Here is a 15,666-nt window from a genome sequence, read left to right on the forward strand (position 1 = left end):
TGGAGTCGGAGTCTTAGTCCGCGGCGACGAGTCGCCGTCGAGGTGCCATCGAGAGAACGTCGTCGAAGAATCCGAGGGTGTCGTTCGGTCCGGGGTTGGCTTCGGGGTGGTACTGGCGCGTCAGGATATCGAGATCGTCGCTCTCCAATCCTTCCGGCGTGTCGTCGTTGACGTTGATCTGCGTGACTTCGAGGTCGCCGGGGTCGGCGACGGTGTAGCCGTGGTTCTGCGTCGTCATGACGACCTGTCCAGATTCGAGGTCGCGGACGGGCTGGTTGACGCCGCGGTGACCGAAGTCCATCTTCTCGGTCGTGCCGCCGAGCGCGCGGGCGATGATCTGCTGTCCGAGGCAGATGCCCGCGAGCGGCAGTTCGCCGACGAACGTCTCGACCAGTTTCTGGGCCGCTTCGAAGTTCGCAGGGTCGCCCGGACCGTTCGAAACGAAGAGCACGTCGGCATCGACGCCCTCCACGTCGGCCGCGGTCGCGTCGTGCGGGAGGACGTGGACGTCCGCACCGCGTTCGACCAGCGAGTCGATGATGCTCCCCTTCGCGCCGCAGTCGATGAGCGCGACGGTCGTGTCGGTCTCGTCACCGTCACCGGGGTGAATCTCGTGTTCGGAGACGCTGACCTGCTCGCCGATGTCGTCGTGGTCGCTCATGCCCGGACAGCGTTCGAGTTCCGCGAGCGCGTCCTCGGGCGTGGCGTTCTCGCCGACCGCGATACCGCACTTCATCGCACCCTGCTCTCGAATCCCGCCGACGAGGTCGCGGGTGTCGAGGTGGTCCACCGCGGGAACGCCCTCGGCTTCGAGCCACTCGGCGACGTCTTCGGTCAGTTCACGCGCGACGACGGCGCGCGGGTGTACTCGGTCGCTCTCGAAGCGCTCCTCTCGGACGCCGTAGTTCCCGATGAGGGGGTACGAGAACGTGAGTACCTGTTCTTCGTAGGACGGATCGGTGAGGCTCTCCTCGTAACCCGTGTATGCTGTTGTAAAAACCAGTTCTCCGCAAGCCGTTCCCGGAGAACGGCCACGGGCTTCCACCACATGGCCACCCTCCAGCGCGACGTAGGCACCCGGCATTACGAGATTCATATGCAATCCGGGCCTATAAACCTTGCTTTCGAAGCATTGTTACGAAATTCGTAATCGTCAAGTAGCGTGCACCACTACCTGCAAATCTCCATGGACGCACTCGACCGACAGATACTGAATCTCCTCCGGCGAGACGCCCGCACACCGTACACAGAGATAGCCGAAGCGGTCGGAACGTCGGAAGGGACCGTTCGAAATCGAGTCGAACGCATGACCGAGGACGGCGTTATCGAGCGGTTCACGGTTACGACCCACACGGGGAACGTGAAAGCGATGATAGAAATCGGCGTGGACGTGGCCGTCGACACGACGAGGATGTCCGACACGCTCGCGGAGTGGGAACAGGTCGATTTCGTCTGGCAGGTCAGCGGCGAGGACGACATCGTGCTCGTCGTGGACGCCTCCGACACGCAAGGCGTGAACCAACTCATAACCCGCGCGCGGGAGTTGGAGGAAGTTGTGAGTACGAAGACTCGATTGATTTTGGACGAGCGACTCGGCTAGTCTTCCGGTTTCGGCGGTTCGCCGACGCCGGGTGACTCCTCCGCCGGGCGGTGGAGGTTGTCCTTCCCTTCGTGTACCTTCTGATACCCGCGACGGACCAGTTGGTCGAACGTTCCCCGCTCGACTCGCGGTTCGACGCGGCCGTCCCGAATCGCGCTGACGACGCTCTCGGGCGTCAAGACGTCCGCATCGACCATCGTGTACGCGCGCCCGACTTCGACCGGGTAGTGGGCGTCGCTGCCGCCGACCAGCGGCAGGTCGTAGCTCTCCGCCAGTTCCCGCGCCCACTCCTCGGTTCGCGGGTGTTTGCCGTTGATTTCGATGGCGTCGAAGTCGGCGTCCACTTCGCGCACGGTGCTGTTCCGGTACGGATGGGCGACGATGGCGGCACAGCCTCGTTCGTGGGCGAGGGCGACGGTTTCCTTCGGCGTGAGCGTCCCGGGTTCGGTGCGCGTCGGCGGGTCGGGACCGACGACGAGGACGTGGCCTTTCGTCGTGGAGATTTCGATACCCGGTATCGTCTTCACGACGCGTCCGACGAACGGGTGATAGTAATCGTGGTTCGTCAACGCCACGCCGTCCAGTCCGCGGTAGCGCGCGCCGAGTTCGAGGAGTCTGACTCCCAGCGGGTCGAACAGCGCGGCGGCGCGTTCACGGCCGTGGAAGAATCGCGTGTGAGCGTGAAGGTCGAGGGCGAACACGTCCGTAGCTATACCGCCGATAGCTCTTTGGTTTTTCCGCCGGTCAGTCAGTGCATGAAAGCCGACGAGGAGGGTGCGGTGGACGACCTCGTGGCGAACGAGGACGCCATCGAGTACGAGCGCGTCGTCGTGTTGAACCCCGTCAGCGGTAACGCGAACCACCGCGAGCAGGTCCAGCGCCTCGCGACGGAGTACGACTGTACCGTCCTCGAAACACAGGGCGAGGGGGACGCTCGCGAGTTCGCGCGCCACGCCGCGGAGAACGGTGCCGCCGTGGTCGCGGCCGCGGGCGGCGACGGGACGATACACGAAGTCGTCCGCGGATTGGACGACGCCGACGCGCTGGACGCCGTGACGTTCGCCGTGATTCCGGCCGGAACGGGGAACAACTTCGCCGGAAACGTCGGCGTCACCGGAATCGAACACGCCTTCGAGGTCCTCGACGCGGGCGAACGGCGGCGAATCGACCTCGGCACCACGAACGGACGGCCCTTCGTCAACTCGTGTGTCGGGGGGCTGACCGCGGACGCGAGCCACCAAACCGACCCGGAGCAGAAGGCGCGCCTCGGCGTGCTGGCATACGTCGTGAACACCCTTCGGTTGATGACCGACTACGAGGGGCTTCCGCTCACGATAGCGGCGTCCGACGAGGGCGACGTGACGTGGTCCGGCGACGCGGTGTTCGTCCTCGTCGGCAACGGGCGACGGTTCCCGGCGAAGGGCCGGACGCAGGCGAACATGGAGGACGGTCTGCTGGACGTGACCGTCATCGAGAAGACCCCCACCGCGAACCTGCTTCAGGAGGCGACGATGCGACGCCTGTTCGGCAGCGAAACGGAGAACGTGACCCACCTCAAGACGCCCGCGCTGGAGATAGCGGTCGAACAGGATTCGCCCGTCGAATTCAGTCTGGACGGCGAGAAGGGCGAATGGGACGGATTGACGCTCGGCGTTCGACCCCGCACGATGGAACTCTGTGTCGGCGAAGAGTACGAGCGATATCCCGAGAATTCCGGCGAGTGAGCGGCGATTCGTTCGGGTGACGGATCGGTCGAGGTCCCCTGACCGCACCACAGAGGCGTTCGACGGATTCTCACGGAGCGCAGTCGTGTAATAACGTTTACCCCGCGTGCGCACCAGCGTTCACGTATGGCAATCACCGCCCGCGACCTGATGACGAACGACGTGGAAACCGTCGCACCGGACGACGAAATCGGCGAAGTGCTGACGCGTCTCGCACGGGTTCAGTTCAACGGCTTCCCCGTCACCGAGGACGGGGAAGTCGTCGGCATCGTCACCCAACACGACCTCGTACACATGTTTCAGCCGAGCGACCGAACGCTGTGGATTCCCATCGGTTTTCCCCCGTTCCTCGAAAGCCTCGAATACGGCTTCGACCTCTCGTGGGACGAACTGGACACCAGTCTCGACCTCGCGAAAAACGCCGGAAAGCCGATTCGAAGCGTCATGACCGAGGACGTGGTGACGGTGACGCCCGACGACGACATCGACCACATCCTCGACCTGCTCGTCGATACCGAACGGGACATCAACCGCCTCCCGGTGGTCGAGGACGGGAGCCTCGTCGGCATAATCGCTCGACAGGACGTGCTGCGAGCGCTTCGGGACGAGCGCCGAGAGGAGTAAGGAGTCGAACGCGGGGAGTCCGACCGGCATCGTGAATCCGCGACCGAACCCGGCATTCGAGGGGGGTTTTCGAAAGCTACTCCCCCTCACGGAAGAGACCTCGTAGAGTGAGCCGGTATCGAAACCTTCTGTTGTTCATCATCCTCGCCGCGTTCTGGGGGTCCGCGTTCATGGCCATCCGGGCCGGACTGGAGTTCATCCCCCCGGTGTTGTTCGCGGCGATTCGCTACGACGTGGCGGGCGTCCTGATGCTCGCCTACGCCATCTACGTCACCGACCGGTGGCGCCCGCGGACGAGCGGCGAGTGGAAACTCGTCCTCGTCGGCGGCGCGCTCATGATCGCGGCCTACCACGCGTTCCTATTCGTCGGCGAACAGGATACGCCGAGCGCGGCGGCGGCCGTCATCGTCAGCCTCAGTCCCATCCTCACGACCGGTTTCGCGCGGGTGTTCCTCCCGAGCGAGCGACTCACCCCCGCCGGAATCGCGGGGCTGCTCCTCGGGTTCGTCGGCGTCGCCGTCCTGAGTTTCGCCAACGCAGGGTCGAGCGAGTCGCTGACGACGAGCATCGTCCCCCAGATTCTCGTCTTCCTCGCCGCGTTCTCCTTCGCACTCGGAAGCGTGCTGACCCAGCGTATCGAGGCCGAACTCCCCATCGAAACGATGGAGGCGTGGTCGATGCTCCTCGGCGCGCTCATGATGCACGGCATCAGCATCGCCCGACCGAGCGAATCCGTCTCGGCCATCGAGGTGACGCCGGAGGCAATCGCCGCCGTCGCCTACCTCTCTATCTTCGCCAGCGCCGTCGGGTTCCTCATCTACTTCGACCTGCTCGACCGCCTCGGGGCGGTCGAGATCAACCTCGTCTCCTACGTCGCGCCGGTGTTCGCCGCGATTACGGGCTGGTTCTTCCTGCAGGAACCGGTGACGCCGCTGACCGTTGCTGGGTTCTGTATCGTCTTCACCGGCTTTTGCCTGCTGAAGCGGCGCGCGATTTCGCGCGAACTGCCGCGGATAACCGGCGCGTTCTCGTCCGGCCGCTGAAAAATCGCGTCTCGAAACTCAGGCGAATCCGAGGAGGACGCCTTCGCCGTCGGTGCCACCGATGTCGGGAAGCGTCGCTCGCTCGGGGTGGGGCATCATGACCGCGACGGAATCCGACTCGCCGACGATTCCGGCCACGTTGCCCTTCGACCCGTTGGGATTCGTTCCGTCGGCCACTACGCCGTTCTCGTCGCAGTAGCGGAAGAGAATCCGGTCGTCCGCGTCGAGTTCGTCGTACTTCTCGTCGGTGATTTCGAATCGACCCTCGCCGTGCGCGATGGGGACTTCAATAACCTGCCCCTCCTCGTAGGCCGCGGTCCACGGCGTGTCGGCGTTTTCGACCCGGAGATAGACGTGTTCGCACTGGAAGCGCGCGCTCCGGTTGGTCGTGAACGCGCCCGGCGTCAGGCCGGATTCACAGCCGATTTGTGCGCCGTTGCAGACGCCGAGGACGGGAACGCCCGACTCTGCCGCCTCGCGGACCTGCGCCATGATGGGCGAGTTGGCGGCGATGGCCCCCGCACGGAGGTAATCGCCGTACGAGAATCCGCCCGGCAACATCACGCCGGTCGTGTCCTCGGGCAGGTCGTCCTCGTGCCAGACGAGTTCGGCGTCGATTCCGAGGTGGGAGAGCGCGCGCACCGCGTCGCGGTCGCAGTTGCTCCCGCCGAACTGGACGATTGCGACCGTCATCGCTCCTCGACCGCGACCGTGTAGTCGTGAATCGTCGGATTGGCGAGCAGGCGCTCTGCCATCTCACCGGCGCGCTCCTCCGCGTCCGCGGACGACTCGGCGTCGAGGTCGATTTCGAACACGTCCGCAGAGCGGAGCGAGTCCAGTTCGAAGCCGAGTCGTTCGAGCGCGCCTCGCGTCGTTTCGGCCTCCGGGTCGAGGACGCCCCCTTTCAACCGAACCGTCACCGTCGCGGTGTAAGCAGTCATCGGTTGACCGTGCGCGTCCGTGTTCAAAAGCTCTTTTGGAACGAAGTCGTTGTGCACGTTCGTGTGGTTCTAACGGGGGAGCGTCACCCCACGACCAGCGGCCGACGCCGTTCGTCCTCGTTTTCGCTCCGCCTGTTTCGGTTCACGCCGTGGTTGTCGCCGGGCGGTATTCGAGTAGGCACACCCTGCTACTTGTCAACGCGGACGGGAAATTTTGCACCGTCACAAACGCTTTTGCCACCCTGACCCGATACGTTTCTTCCATGGCCGTACCTCGTAACCGGCAGGTGAAGCGATGAACCACCGAGAGCTGACCGAAATCACCGTCGTCGGGGACGACGATACCGGACTCGTCGCCCGCGTCACGACCCTCCTCTTCGAGCGCGGAATCAACATCGAGGACGTGGACCAAGCCGTCCGCGAAGGCGTCTTCCGCATGACGATACTCGTCGAGACGAGCGAGATGTCCGTGAGCAAGCACCGACTCCGGCGCGACCTCGCCGAACTCGGCGACGACCTCAACGTGGACGTTCGCGTCCGCTTCCCGTCGGAGCGCGACTCACGACAGGTCGCCGTGCTCGTCACCAAGGAGTCACACTGTCTCCGGCGACTCCTCGATGAGCGCAACGAATTCGACGCCGAAATCGGGGTCGTCATCGGGAACCACGACGACCTCGAACCGGTTGCGAAGGAACACGGCATCCCGTTCCACGACGTCGGCGACGAACGCGGCGTTCACGACGAGGAGCGACTCCTCTCTCTGTTGGACGACTACGATGTCGACCTCGTGGTCCTCGCGCGGTTCATGCGCATCCTCAGCCCCAACGTCGTCTTCCGGTACGAGGGGCGTATCATCAACATCCACCCGAGCCTGCTTCCGGCCTTCCCCGGCGCGAAGGCGTACCGGCAAGCGAAGGAAGCGGGCGCGCGAATAGCGGGCGTCACCGCCCACTACGTGACGACCGACTTGGACCAAGGTCCCATTATCACCCAGCGGGCGTTCAACGTGCCGGACGGCGCGAGCGTCGATGAACTACGCGAGCGAGGCCAACCGCTCGAAGCCGACGCCCTGCTCGAAGCCGTGCGCCTGCACCTGAACGACGACGTGGAGATTCGCCGCGGCCGGACCGAACTCCGCGACGGCGGAGACGAAACCTACCACCTCGGCATGCCGGACGAACTCGACGACGTGACGCCCGACGGACCCGTCGATGGGACGATTACCGTGGGCAAGTCGGACGACTGACCTACTGATTGTAGTCCTCGGGGTCGAGTTTTCGCGCCAAGACGAAACAGGTGTCGCCACCTAAAACGTCGTTGACGGTCTGTCGCCAGAGAACGTCGAACCCCGCGTTTTCGAGTGTCGTGACGCTCTCGTCCGGGGACGGGACGCTCCAGTGCATCTCGACGCCGGTGCCGAGCCAATCGTCGTTGCTCCCTTCCCACGCCGTGGAACCGACCGTGAGCAGGAGGTGGCCACCCGGACGCAACAGGCGATAGAACTCGCTCGCCACGTCGGGATGCTCGTCGGTCGGCACGTGAATCACGGAGTGATACGCACAGATACCGTCGAACGCCTCGTCCGTCAGACCGAGCGCGGTCATATCGGCCTGGCAGAATTGCCCCTCGGGGACGTTCTCGCGGGCGCGGGCGACCTGTTCGCGGGAGAAATCGACGCCGACGAGGTTCGTGTGAGTCGCCAACAGTTCCGCGATGGGACGGCCCGCACCGCATCCGGCGTCGAGGACGCGGGCGTCGTCGGGGAGATGGCCGTGGAACTCCGCCAAGAGGGCGATGTCCTCGCTCTCCTCGTCGCTGCCGTTTCGCTCGGCGAGGTAGTCATCCGCGATTCGGTCGTAGGCGCGACGAACGTCGTTTCTCTCGTGGGGCATGGGTCGGAACGGTGAAACCGTACTGTCGTTCCATGGTTCGGTCTCGTATAAAAAGGTTCGCCGACGGCGTTCGTGCCGTCGTTTCGAAAGTCCGCGTTACAGGTTCTTGATGGCCATCACCGCGTCCTCCAGCGACGGCGCGTCGAACAGGTCCCTATCGACGTAGGCGTTCGTTCCCGCGGTGTAGAGGTCTCGGGCGGCGGTGATAACGCCGTCCGGGAGGGGTTGCGGTTCGACCGAGCACAGCGATTTCCAGTCGGCCACGTCGCGCTCTTTCGCCTCGACCTTGGCGTCTCGAACCGCGTCGACCCACTCGGTCTGCTCGCGCTTGTGGTACTGGCGGATTGACTCCTTGCTGACCTGCTGGCCGTGGAAGGTGAATCGGTTCTCGTCGAAGGTTCCAACCACGTCGGCGACGCGAATCTCGCCGTCGTAGTAGAGACACTCGATTTTGCCGTCCTCGTGGGTGAGGTCCGCTTTGGCAGCCTGCCGGGTAACGAAGTCGTTCACCTCGTGAGCGATTTGCTCCAGTTCGTCCACGTCGGCCTTTCCGGCGATTTCGTCGGCTTCGCTCCGCGAGAGGTATCGGTCGCTCTCCTCGAACTTGGTCGAAAACTCGACGGCGGGTTCTTCGAGTTGAACGGCCCCGTCGGGCCACTCCGGGAAGTCGAGCCCGTGGTCTTCCGGGTCGGTCCGTCGTCGAAGGCTCGACCCGACCGGTACGCTGTTGCGGAAGACGATTTCCAACGGGATGAGGTAGTTGTCGTCCGCGCCGCTATGAAAGAGGTCGTAGTCGTAGTCGCGCCCCTCGCGCGGCAGGTTCGGAACCTGCGTGAGGTCGATGGCCATCTCGGTCGGCGGTTCGGTGACGTCCGAGAGGGGGACGACCTCGTCGTCGGAAACGACGCCGCGGTAGTGGGTCGGGATACCTTCCTCTTCCAGTCGTTCGAAGTTGAACGCGCCCATCGTACAGAGGCTGGCACCCTTGTCGGGAATCGTATCGGGCATCTTGCCCCAATCGAACACCGAGTAGTCGTCCGTGAACACGAACGACCCGCGCCCGAGCGAGTCCGGCGTCGGTTCGCGTTCGACCCGGAACTCCTTCACACTCGTCATGGTGTTGGGTCGGCCGCCCCCCGACTAAGTAGTTTCCATCTTCGTGCTGAACTGCACCGACATGTGGCCGAAAGATGTACATATGTATGCGATACGGACTGCCGTGACCCGGCGATTTTTGGGGGTCCGACGGGATTGATGGGGCATGACTAACGTGCGCGCGGAGAGCAACGTACCTCGGGAGGGGTTTGGGTTCGAACACGTACCCGAAACCGACCAATCGTTCGAGAACGCGCTGGAACGGGCGCGAAACGGCGACCGACTGACGGTCGCCGACGGCGTGGAACTGCTGACGACCGGCACCGACCGTCCCGGCATCGACATCACCCGAAAGGAGCGCGTGCTGGAAGCCGCGGACCGACGGCGCGAGGAGGTCGTCGGGGACCGCGTGACCTTCGTCGCCAACCTGAACAACAACGTCACGACGGCGTGCAACACGGGGTGTCTCTTCTGTAACTTCAAGAACACCGCCCAGAACTTCGAGGTCGGTTCGGATGAGGAGCACGGCGGATTCACGAAAACGCCCGAGGAGTCACGCGAAATCGTCGCCGACGCGCGCGAACGAGGGATTTACGAAGTGACGTCCGTCAGCGGCCTGCATCCCGGAATGGCGCTGGACGACGACCACCTCGAACTCCTCGAAGCGAGCGAACGGGGCGACCTGAACTACAAATCGCCGGACGAGTACACGATCGACCCCGCGACGTACACCGAGCAGATACGCGCGATGAGCCTCCGCGGAATCCACGTCCACTCGATGACGCCCGAGGAGGCCTACCACGCTCGCCGCGGCACTGACTGGAGCTACGAGGACGTCTTTCGAAAGCTGAAGGCTGCCGGCCTCGACAGCGTTCCGGGCACCGCCGCGGAGATTCTGGTGGACGAGGTGCGCGGCGTCATCTGTCCCGGAAAAATCGGCACGGACGAGTGGATGGAGGCGATGGAGGCCGCCGCGAACGTCGGCCTCGACACCACGGCAACCATCATGTACGGCCACGTGGAAAACGAGATGCACCGCGTCCTCCATCTGGAACGACTCCGGGAGCTACAGGACCGAACCGGCGCGATAACGGAGTTCGTCCCGCTCTCGTTCGTCCACCAGAACACGCCGCTGTACGAGCGCGGCATGGTCGAAAACGGCGCGAGCACCCACGAGGACGAACTACTCATCGCCGTTTCCCGCCTGTTTCTGGATAACATCGACAACATCCAATCGTCGTGGGTGAAGTACGGCGACGAACAGGGGTTGAAGATGCTCTCGTGTGGCGCGAACGACTTCATGGGCACCATCCTCTCGGAGGAAATTACGAAGCGGGCGGGTGGGCAGTTCGGCGAGTTCCGCTCGTTCGAGGAGTACGTCGAAATGATAACCGCCATCGGCCGCGTCCCGGCGGAGCGTTCGACCGACTATCGCCAAATCCGTGAAATCGACCCCGACGACCCGCCGTTCGGCCCCACGCTCGGGCCGTGCGCCGACGGAACGCCGCTGCTCGACTGACGAACCGAGCGGGGTTCGGGTGCGGAGTACGACGGCGACGCGACCGTTCGGAAACGATGATTACCGGAAGCGACGATTACGGGTGGTCCATCGCGGAACGGTACCGTTCCCCGGCCTCGCCGTCGGCGTCGAGCGCCGCTCGAATCCGGTCTGAAACCCGACCTTCGTTCACGAACCGCTCGTAAACGGGGAGGCGCTCGCGGAGCGGAACGCCCGCCGATTCCGCGATGTCCTCCAGTTCACGTACGGCGGGCCACGCGTAGTCCGGGTTGATGTAGTCGTCCGTCACGGGCGAGACGCCGCCCAAATCGTCCACGCCGCAATCAAGCAGGTCGCGCGTCGGCGAGAGGTTCGGCGGCACCTGCACCGACACCTCGTCGGGAAGCGCCACCCGCGCCATCGCCACGACGCGGCGCATCGTCTCGACCGACGGCCGCTCGAAGCGGGACCGTTCGTTCGGCACCACGTTCTGGACGATGACCTCCTGTACGTGGTCGTATCGGTCGTGCAGTTCACGAATCGCCAGCAGGCTTTCCGCTCTGTCCCGCCAGTCCTCGCCGATACCGACGAGCAGTCCGGTCGTGAACGGCACGTCGAGTTCGCCCGCGTTCCGAATGGTGGCGAGGCGCTGGCCCGGACTCTTCCGCCGCGGCCCCGCGTGGGCGTCCACGTCCGCCGTCGTCTCCAGCATCACGCCCATGCTCGCGTTCACGTCCGCGACGAGTTCCATCTGGTCGCGCGTCTGGTCGCCCGGATTCGAGTGCGGGAGCAGTCCCTCCTCCAGCGCGATTTCACACACCTCGCGGAGGTACGAGTGAATCGAGTCGTGACCCCAGTCGGCCAACTGCTCGTGTACCCGCGTGTACCGCTCGTCGGGGTCGTCGCCGAAGGTGAACAGCGCCTCGGTACACCCCGAGTCAGCGCCCGTTCGAAGCATCTCCCGGACTTCCTCGGGAGACAACAGGGAGGCCTCGCCCGGCGCGTCGAAGTACGTGCAGTAGGTGCAGGTGTACCGACACGCCGTCGTCAGCGGAACGAAGACGTTCCTCGCGTAGGTCAGCGCGTCGGCGGGCGAGGCGTCCGCCGGGGTGACGGCGAGGAGTCGGTCCACGTCCGTTTCGTCGAAGCTGATGTCGATGTCGTACTCGTCGGCCCCCGGAATCATGATGTGGGCTACGGGACTGGGGGTAAAAGGGTTTGGAGCTTCGGGACGAGGCGTACGTCGGCGGCGCCGACGACTGCGAGGAGCTTCCGAACTGCCCCGCACCGCACGCCGGGTTCATCACCAAAGGCGACCACAACGGCGAGTACGACCAGGTCTACCGTGGTATCGGCGGGCCGATGAGCGGCCCTATCAAATCGTCGTAGATCGTCGGCAAGGCGAAGCTCAGAATTCCGTGGCTCGGTTGGGTTCAGCTGGCGCTCTGACGGGGCGCTTCGGCTTTTCTTCGCGGTTCACCGCGTGACCGACACCCGACCACCCGTCACGGAGAGCGAAAAGCCCGCGTCCAGCAGCCAATCGCGGGCGGTCCCCTCGCTGTGCAGCAACACCTCCGCGAGGTCCGCGGTCTCATCGACGTCCGTTGCGAGGCGGTGTGAGTCCAGTTCGGTGACCGACGCACCCACCTCCCGCGCGATTTCGCGGTGGTCGAGATACGATGTGCCGTGGTAATCCACCCGAAACTGGGGGTGGCGGGAAACGAGCGCGTTGGTTCCGCCGCCGCGACCCGGCGCGAGAACGACGTCGCCGTCGGCCGAAAAGAGCCGCTCCAGCGCCGTCGGCGTCGCCAACGCGAGGTCGGCCATCACGATTGCGGTGGGGTCGCCGTCGGCCAACACCCCGTTCACGGCGGGCGTCAACGGTCGTTCGTCCACCGCGAGCGGCGCGTCGATGTCGATGCGGCGGGTCGTGAGCACCTGCGGCTCCCGGCCGGTCGAACGAATCGTCGCACAAACGTCGTCGAGCATCGCCAGCGCGAACTCGCGGCGCTCGGCTGCCGTGAGCGTCTCGGCGAGTCGCGTCTTCGGTTCGCCAGCGGCGAACGGCACCACCACCTGCATACGCGACGCTACTCGGGTGACGGGTTAAGTGGTTGCGAAACGAGGAAGCGTGGTCGCAATACGGCTACCTCAGCGGTTGCGAAAACGGGGAAGCCGATTCAGCGCAGGCGGTAGTTGTCCTGCTGCTGGGAGCGGTACCAGAACCCAGCGCCGCCGATGACGACGAGGCCGATGACCGCGACGCCGCCGTACATCAGCAGTTTGTTCTGCTGTTCGGATTGCTTGGCCTTGTCCGCGGCCGAGTTGGCGCTCTTCTTCGACTTGTCGGCGAGGTCGATGGCGTTGTCGAAGTTCTGCGCCTCGTAGGCCGAGATGGCGTTGTCGAGGGTGCTTTCGGCGTCCTTCGTGTTCGCACCCGAGGGAGCGTCGTCGATGGCACCCTGTGCGCCGACGATGGCCTCACGGGCGCTCTTGCTGTCCTCGGTGTGGTAGTTCGCCGTCCACGTCTCGATTTCCTCGCTGTTGCCGCCCTTCCGGGTCTGGCTCAGCGTGGCGAACGTGAACTCCTGCTGCGGGTCGAACGTGAAGTTCTCGACCTCGGGAACGGTGCCGGACACCTTCACGACCGCCTTGCTCGCGTCGGTGTCGAGGGCGAGGGAGTGATTGAACGACCGGCCGTCGTAGGACTCCTTCGCCTTCTGGTTGCCCGCTTGGTCGAACGTCGTGACGGTCCACGTCACGTCGGTCAGTTCGGTCTCCCCGTTCAGGGTCCACTGCTCGTAGTCACTGTAGAGGTCGGTGAGCGTCAGCTTCGCCGTCACCGAATCGCCGACCGCCGCGTCGTTCGGGACGCCGCTCTGCTCCGTCGAAATCGCCGTGGCGGGTGCGACCGCCGAGAGGGCGAGCGTGACGACGAGGAGCAGGGCGAACAGCTTAGAACAACGGGTCGAGTTCATCCTCATCATCCTCGACGAGATTTTCGAGGTTCGTTTGGCTTTCCTGTTGGATGTCGTCGATGTTGTCCTGCGCCTCGATGGCGACCTGCTGGAGTTCCTTGATGCGTGGCACGTTCGTCACGCCCGAAAGCAGGACGACGCTGGCCACGCTGGGTTCGTTGACGGGGTAGTCGCCGCCGCGAACTTCCATGCTGCCGGTCTGCTCTTCGAGCCACTTCCGGCCGCGCTCGATACCTTTCCGATTGAGGTGGTGCGACGGCCCGCTCATGACGAGCAGAGCGCGCTCCGTTCCCTGAATCTCACACGGAAGCGTGAGACGACCGAGCGCCGCCTTTCGGACGAGGCTCGTGATGCGGTTCGTCGTGTGTGCGGTGTCCTCGGCCCGTCCGCCGCCACCGCCGGTGAAGCGCGAGAGAAGGCCGCCGGAGTTCTGCATCTCCACTTCTTCCGCGGCGTAGCCGATGGTAGAAACGCCGCCGCCCGCGAGCGTGTTGATGATTTCGCTGGAGTCGACGACGCTTTCCGCGACGTCATCGCCGCCGCCGACTTCACCGGCACCGAAGAGGATGCCGAAACGGGTGACGATTTCTTCGTTAATCTCCTCGTAGCCGCTCTCCATGCTCTCGCCGGATTGGCGCCACGCGTCGTTGTCGAACACCATCAGGTTGTCCACTTCGCGGACGAACGTCTGGAACGAACGCGCCGCGTTCAGCGTGTAGATTCCCCCCTCGTCGCCGCCGGGCAAGATACCCAGCCCGTAGACAGGTTCGGTGTAGATGCGTTTCAGGTGTTTCGCCACGACTGGTGCACCACCGCTTCCAGAACCGCCGCCCATTCCGGCGATGATGAGGAAGGCGTCCACTTCGTGAACGGGGATGTTGTCGATAGCGCCCTGTACTTCGTCGATATCCTCTTCGGCGATTTCCGCGCCGAGTTCGTTGTCCGCACCCACGCCGTGTCCTTTGACGCGGGACTGTCCGATAAGCACCCGATTGTCCTCCGGGACGTGCTGCAGGCCCATGAGGTCAGCACGGGCGGTGTTGACGGCGACAGCCGCACGGACGATGCCGCTCTGTGTTCGCTGGTCGTACTCCAGGAACTTGTCAACGATTTTCCCGCCTGCCTGACCAAATCCGATCATCGCGAGTTTCATTTTTCGGTACCGTTCTCCGTTGAGAGAAGAACAGAAGGAAAGAGGACATAAACTTTGTGGTATGTTCTGTTTCAAACTGCAGACATTCACAACACAAAAACGCAATACGGCATCGGATTTTGGTGCAGTTTCCTTTCCGACCTAATTTGTATCATATGCCCCCTCTTTAAGTCTGCATATATCCAGAATGGTCTCGTTTGTGTTATGTCGGATCGACGGACTCAATCCCGAGATATTCCTCCAGCGTAGTCAATTCTTCGGATTTAATGTCGAAGTTCCGAACATCGTTGTCCGACGTCGTATTGTCGAACTTCAGTGATCGATACTGATCCGCACCCATCGGGAATCCCGGAATCGCGCCGCCGACTTTCAGCCCGACGCCCGCGAGTTCCATCGGGATGGGGAGCACGGTAACCGATTGCCCCTCGGCCCGTCGAGCGAGTTTCGCAACTTCCGCCAGGGTCAACACTTCCGGGCCGCCGATTTCGTAGATCTTCCCGTCGTGGGATTCGTCCAGTCCGTCGGCCAGTATCGGCGCGAGGTCGTCCACCCAGATGGGCTGAAACCGCGTTTTTCCCCCGCCGGGAAGCGGCGCGAGGTACGGCGGCGTGAGTTTCTTCGTGAACGAGAGGAACTCGCTTCCCTCGCCGAAGACGACCGACGGACGGAATATCGTCCACCGGAGGTCGGACCCCTTCACGAGTTCCTCGGCCCGTCCCTTGGCTCGAATGTACTCGGTCGGCCCCGTCGGGTCCGCACCCAGCGCGCTCATCTGGACGATTTTTCCGACGCCGTGTTCCTCCGCGGCCCGGACGACGTTTCGAGTTCCACCGAGGTGGACGCGCACGTGGTTGAGCCCGCGCGGCGGTTCGAACAGCGGCGAGAGCGAGACGAGATTGATGACCGCATCCTGTCCGGCAAACGCTCCCTCGATGGACGCGTAGGCCGTCACGTCACCCATGGCTCGCTCGACGTCCGCCGGAAACGCCGCCTCGTCGGGACTCCGAGCGAGCGCGGTCACCTCGTGTCCCCGGTCGTGGAGTTCGCGGACGAGGTGTCGGCCGATGAAACCGGTGCCGCCGGTCACGAGAATCTTCATAGTTCAGATAGGTGACGAA

Annotated in this window: 18 protein-coding genes; 7 read left to right on the forward strand and 11 right to left on the reverse strand. The window is 64.0% G+C overall.

What is annotated here, in order from left to right:
- Window positions 1–13: 13 nt before the first annotated feature.
- Entirely contained in the window at window positions 14–1,084 is a 1,071-nt protein-coding gene (carA, locus tag B208_RS0108300; protein ID WP_007976885.1) for a glutamine-hydrolyzing carbamoyl-phosphate synthase small subunit, read from the reverse strand.
- A gap of 102 nt (window positions 1,085–1,186) precedes the next feature.
- On the opposite strand from carA, the gene B208_RS0108305 reads away from it, so the two are divergent.
- On the forward strand, window positions 1,187–1,600 hold the full coding sequence (locus B208_RS0108305; protein ID WP_007976883.1) for an Lrp/AsnC family transcriptional regulator: 414 nt from the start codon (window positions 1,187–1,189) through the stop codon (window positions 1,598–1,600).
- On the opposite strand, the gene B208_RS0108310 is transcribed toward B208_RS0108305, so the two are convergent.
- Window positions 1,597–2,301 (reverse strand): PHP-associated domain-containing protein, encoded by a 705-nt coding sequence (locus B208_RS0108310; RefSeq protein ID WP_007976880.1) that lies wholly within the window; start codon window positions 2,299–2,301, stop codon window positions 1,597–1,599. The two genes, B208_RS0108305 and B208_RS0108310, sit on opposite strands and share 4 nt — an antisense overlap.
- Window positions 2,302–2,355: 54 nt before the next feature.
- Between B208_RS0108310 and B208_RS0108315 the strand changes: the two genes are divergently transcribed.
- The 3 genes from B208_RS0108315 to B208_RS0108325 all read left to right on the forward strand — a co-directional run bounded on the left by B208_RS0108315 (window position 2,356) and on the right by B208_RS0108325 (window position 4,991).
- Window positions 2,356–3,324 (forward strand): diacylglycerol/lipid kinase family protein, encoded by a 969-nt coding sequence (locus tag B208_RS0108315; protein WP_007976878.1) that lies wholly within the window; start codon window positions 2,356–2,358, stop codon window positions 3,322–3,324.
- A gap of 126 nt (window positions 3,325–3,450) precedes the next feature.
- On the forward strand, window positions 3,451–3,948 hold the full coding sequence (locus tag B208_RS0108320) for a CBS domain-containing protein (protein ID WP_007976876.1): 498 nt from the start codon (window positions 3,451–3,453) through the stop codon (window positions 3,946–3,948).
- Window positions 3,949–4,055: 107 nt separating this feature from the next.
- On the forward strand, window positions 4,056–4,991 hold the full coding sequence (locus tag B208_RS0108325; protein ID WP_018128816.1) for a DMT family transporter: 936 nt from the start codon (window positions 4,056–4,058) through the stop codon (window positions 4,989–4,991).
- Between the two features lie 18 nt (window positions 4,992–5,009).
- Here the strand turns inward: B208_RS0108325 and purQ are convergent, their stop codons facing one another.
- Both purQ and purS read right to left on the reverse strand, forming a co-directional pair.
- Window positions 5,010–5,684 carry a phosphoribosylformylglycinamidine synthase I gene (gene purQ / locus B208_RS0108330; protein WP_007976872.1) on the reverse strand — a complete coding sequence of 225 codons (675 nt, stop codon included), beginning with the start codon at window positions 5,682–5,684 and terminating at the stop codon, window positions 5,010–5,012.
- Entirely contained in the window at window positions 5,681–5,932 is a 252-nt protein-coding gene (gene purS / locus B208_RS0108335) for a phosphoribosylformylglycinamidine synthase subunit PurS (RefSeq protein ID WP_007976870.1), read from the reverse strand. Before purS ends, purQ begins: the two co-directional genes overlap by 4 nt.
- Before the next feature lie 295 nt (window positions 5,933–6,227).
- Between purS and B208_RS0108340 the strand changes: the two genes are divergently transcribed.
- Window positions 6,228–7,178, forward strand: a complete 951-nt coding sequence (locus B208_RS0108340; protein WP_007976869.1) for a formyltetrahydrofolate deformylase — start codon at window positions 6,228–6,230, stop codon at window positions 7,176–7,178.
- 1 nt (window position 7,179) lies between these two features.
- On the opposite strand, the gene B208_RS0108345 is transcribed toward B208_RS0108340, so the two are convergent.
- The gene (locus tag B208_RS0108345) at window positions 7,180–7,824 is read right to left on the reverse strand and encodes a class I SAM-dependent methyltransferase (protein ID WP_007976867.1); all 645 of its coding nucleotides are present in this window, start codon (window positions 7,822–7,824) and stop codon (window positions 7,180–7,182) included.
- 96 nt (window positions 7,825–7,920) lie between these two features.
- A complete protein-coding gene (locus tag B208_RS0108350) occupies window positions 7,921–8,940 on the reverse strand; it encodes a phosphoribosylaminoimidazolesuccinocarboxamide synthase (protein ID WP_007976865.1) in 1,020 nt (339 codons plus the stop codon).
- Window positions 8,941–9,085: 145 nt separating this feature from the next.
- Here B208_RS0108350 and cofH point away from each other — a divergent pair, with 145 nt between their 5' ends.
- Window positions 9,086–10,438, forward strand: a complete 1,353-nt coding sequence (gene cofH / locus B208_RS0108355) for a 7,8-didemethyl-8-hydroxy-5-deazariboflavin synthase subunit CofH (protein WP_007976861.1) — start codon at window positions 9,086–9,088, stop codon at window positions 10,436–10,438.
- A 76-nt stretch (window positions 10,439–10,514) separates the two neighbouring features.
- Here cofH and cofG read toward each other — a convergent pair whose 3' ends face one another.
- On the reverse strand, window positions 10,515–11,603 hold the full coding sequence (cofG, locus tag B208_RS0108360) for a 7,8-didemethyl-8-hydroxy-5-deazariboflavin synthase subunit CofG (protein WP_007976859.1): 1,089 nt from the start codon (window positions 11,601–11,603) through the stop codon (window positions 10,515–10,517).
- A 32-nt stretch (window positions 11,604–11,635) separates the two neighbouring features.
- Here cofG and B208_RS0108365 point away from each other — a divergent pair, with 32 nt between their 5' ends.
- Entirely contained in the window at window positions 11,636–11,806 is a 171-nt protein-coding gene (locus B208_RS0108365; protein ID WP_007976856.1) for a hypothetical protein, read from the forward strand.
- A gap of 87 nt (window positions 11,807–11,893) precedes the next feature.
- On the opposite strand, the gene cofC is transcribed toward B208_RS0108365, so the two are convergent.
- From cofC to B208_RS0108385, 4 genes are all read right to left on the reverse strand, one after another.
- Window positions 11,894–12,499, reverse strand: a complete 606-nt coding sequence (cofC, locus tag B208_RS0108370) for a 2-phospho-L-lactate guanylyltransferase (RefSeq protein WP_007976854.1) — start codon at window positions 12,497–12,499, stop codon at window positions 11,894–11,896.
- Window positions 12,500–12,597: 98 nt separating this feature from the next.
- A complete protein-coding gene (locus B208_RS0108375; protein WP_007976852.1) occupies window positions 12,598–13,395 on the reverse strand; it encodes a hypothetical protein in 798 nt (265 codons plus the stop codon).
- Window positions 13,373–14,548, reverse strand: coding sequence for a tubulin/FtsZ family protein (locus tag B208_RS0108380; RefSeq protein ID WP_007976849.1), 1,176 nt, complete (start codon window positions 14,546–14,548; stop codon window positions 13,373–13,375). Before B208_RS0108380 ends, B208_RS0108375 begins: the two co-directional genes overlap by 23 nt.
- A gap of 202 nt (window positions 14,549–14,750) precedes the next feature.
- Entirely contained in the window at window positions 14,751–15,647 is an 897-nt protein-coding gene (locus B208_RS0108385) for a complex I NDUFA9 subunit family protein (protein WP_007976848.1), read from the reverse strand.
- Window positions 15,648–15,666: the final 19 nt, after the last annotated feature.

The organism is Haladaptatus paucihalophilus DX253 (assembly GCF_000376445.1).
In the GTDB taxonomy this organism is placed as follows: Archaea; Halobacteriota; Halobacteria; order Halobacteriales; family Haladaptataceae; genus Haladaptatus; species Haladaptatus paucihalophilus.

Bases quoted from the DNA above. Each gene is read 5' to 3' on its own strand.
- carA (WP_007976885.1), bottom strand. From the start codon at position 1,084: ATGCCGGGTGCCTACGTCGCGCTGGAGGGTGGCCATGTGGTGGAAGCC.
- B208_RS0108305 (WP_007976883.1), top strand. From the start codon at position 1,187: ATGGACGCACTCGACCGACAGATACTGAATCTCCTCCGGCGAGACGCC.
- B208_RS0108315 (WP_007976878.1), top strand. From the start codon at position 2,356: ATGAAAGCCGACGAGGAGGGTGCGGTGGACGACCTCGTGGCGAACGAG.
- B208_RS0108320 (WP_007976876.1), top strand. From the start codon at position 3,451: ATGGCAATCACCGCCCGCGACCTGATGACGAACGACGTGGAAACCGTC.
- purQ (WP_007976872.1), bottom strand. From the start codon at position 5,684: ATGACGGTCGCAATCGTCCAGTTCGGCGGGAGCAACTGCGACCGCGAC.
- purS (WP_007976870.1), bottom strand. From the start codon at position 5,932: ATGACTGCTTACACCGCGACGGTGACGGTTCGGTTGAAAGGGGGCGTC.
- B208_RS0108340 (WP_007976869.1), top strand. From the start codon at position 6,228: ATGAACCACCGAGAGCTGACCGAAATCACCGTCGTCGGGGACGACGAT.
- B208_RS0108345 (WP_007976867.1), bottom strand. From the start codon at position 7,824: ATGCCCCACGAGAGAAACGACGTTCGTCGCGCCTACGACCGAATCGCG.
- B208_RS0108350 (WP_007976865.1), bottom strand. From the start codon at position 8,940: ATGACGAGTGTGAAGGAGTTCCGGGTCGAACGCGAACCGACGCCGGAC.
- cofH (WP_007976861.1), top strand. From the start codon at position 9,086: ATGACTAACGTGCGCGCGGAGAGCAACGTACCTCGGGAGGGGTTTGGG.
- cofG (WP_007976859.1), bottom strand. From the start codon at position 11,603: ATGATTCCGGGGGCCGACGAGTACGACATCGACATCAGCTTCGACGAA.
- cofC (WP_007976854.1), bottom strand. From the start codon at position 12,499: ATGCAGGTGGTGGTGCCGTTCGCCGCTGGCGAACCGAAGACGCGACTC.
- B208_RS0108375 (WP_007976852.1), bottom strand. From the start codon at position 13,395: ATGAACTCGACCCGTTGTTCTAAGCTGTTCGCCCTGCTCCTCGTCGTC.
- B208_RS0108380 (WP_007976849.1), bottom strand. From the start codon at position 14,548: ATGAAACTCGCGATGATCGGATTTGGTCAGGCAGGCGGGAAAATCGTT.
- B208_RS0108385 (WP_007976848.1), bottom strand. From the start codon at position 15,647: ATGAAGATTCTCGTGACCGGCGGCACCGGTTTCATCGGCCGACACCTC.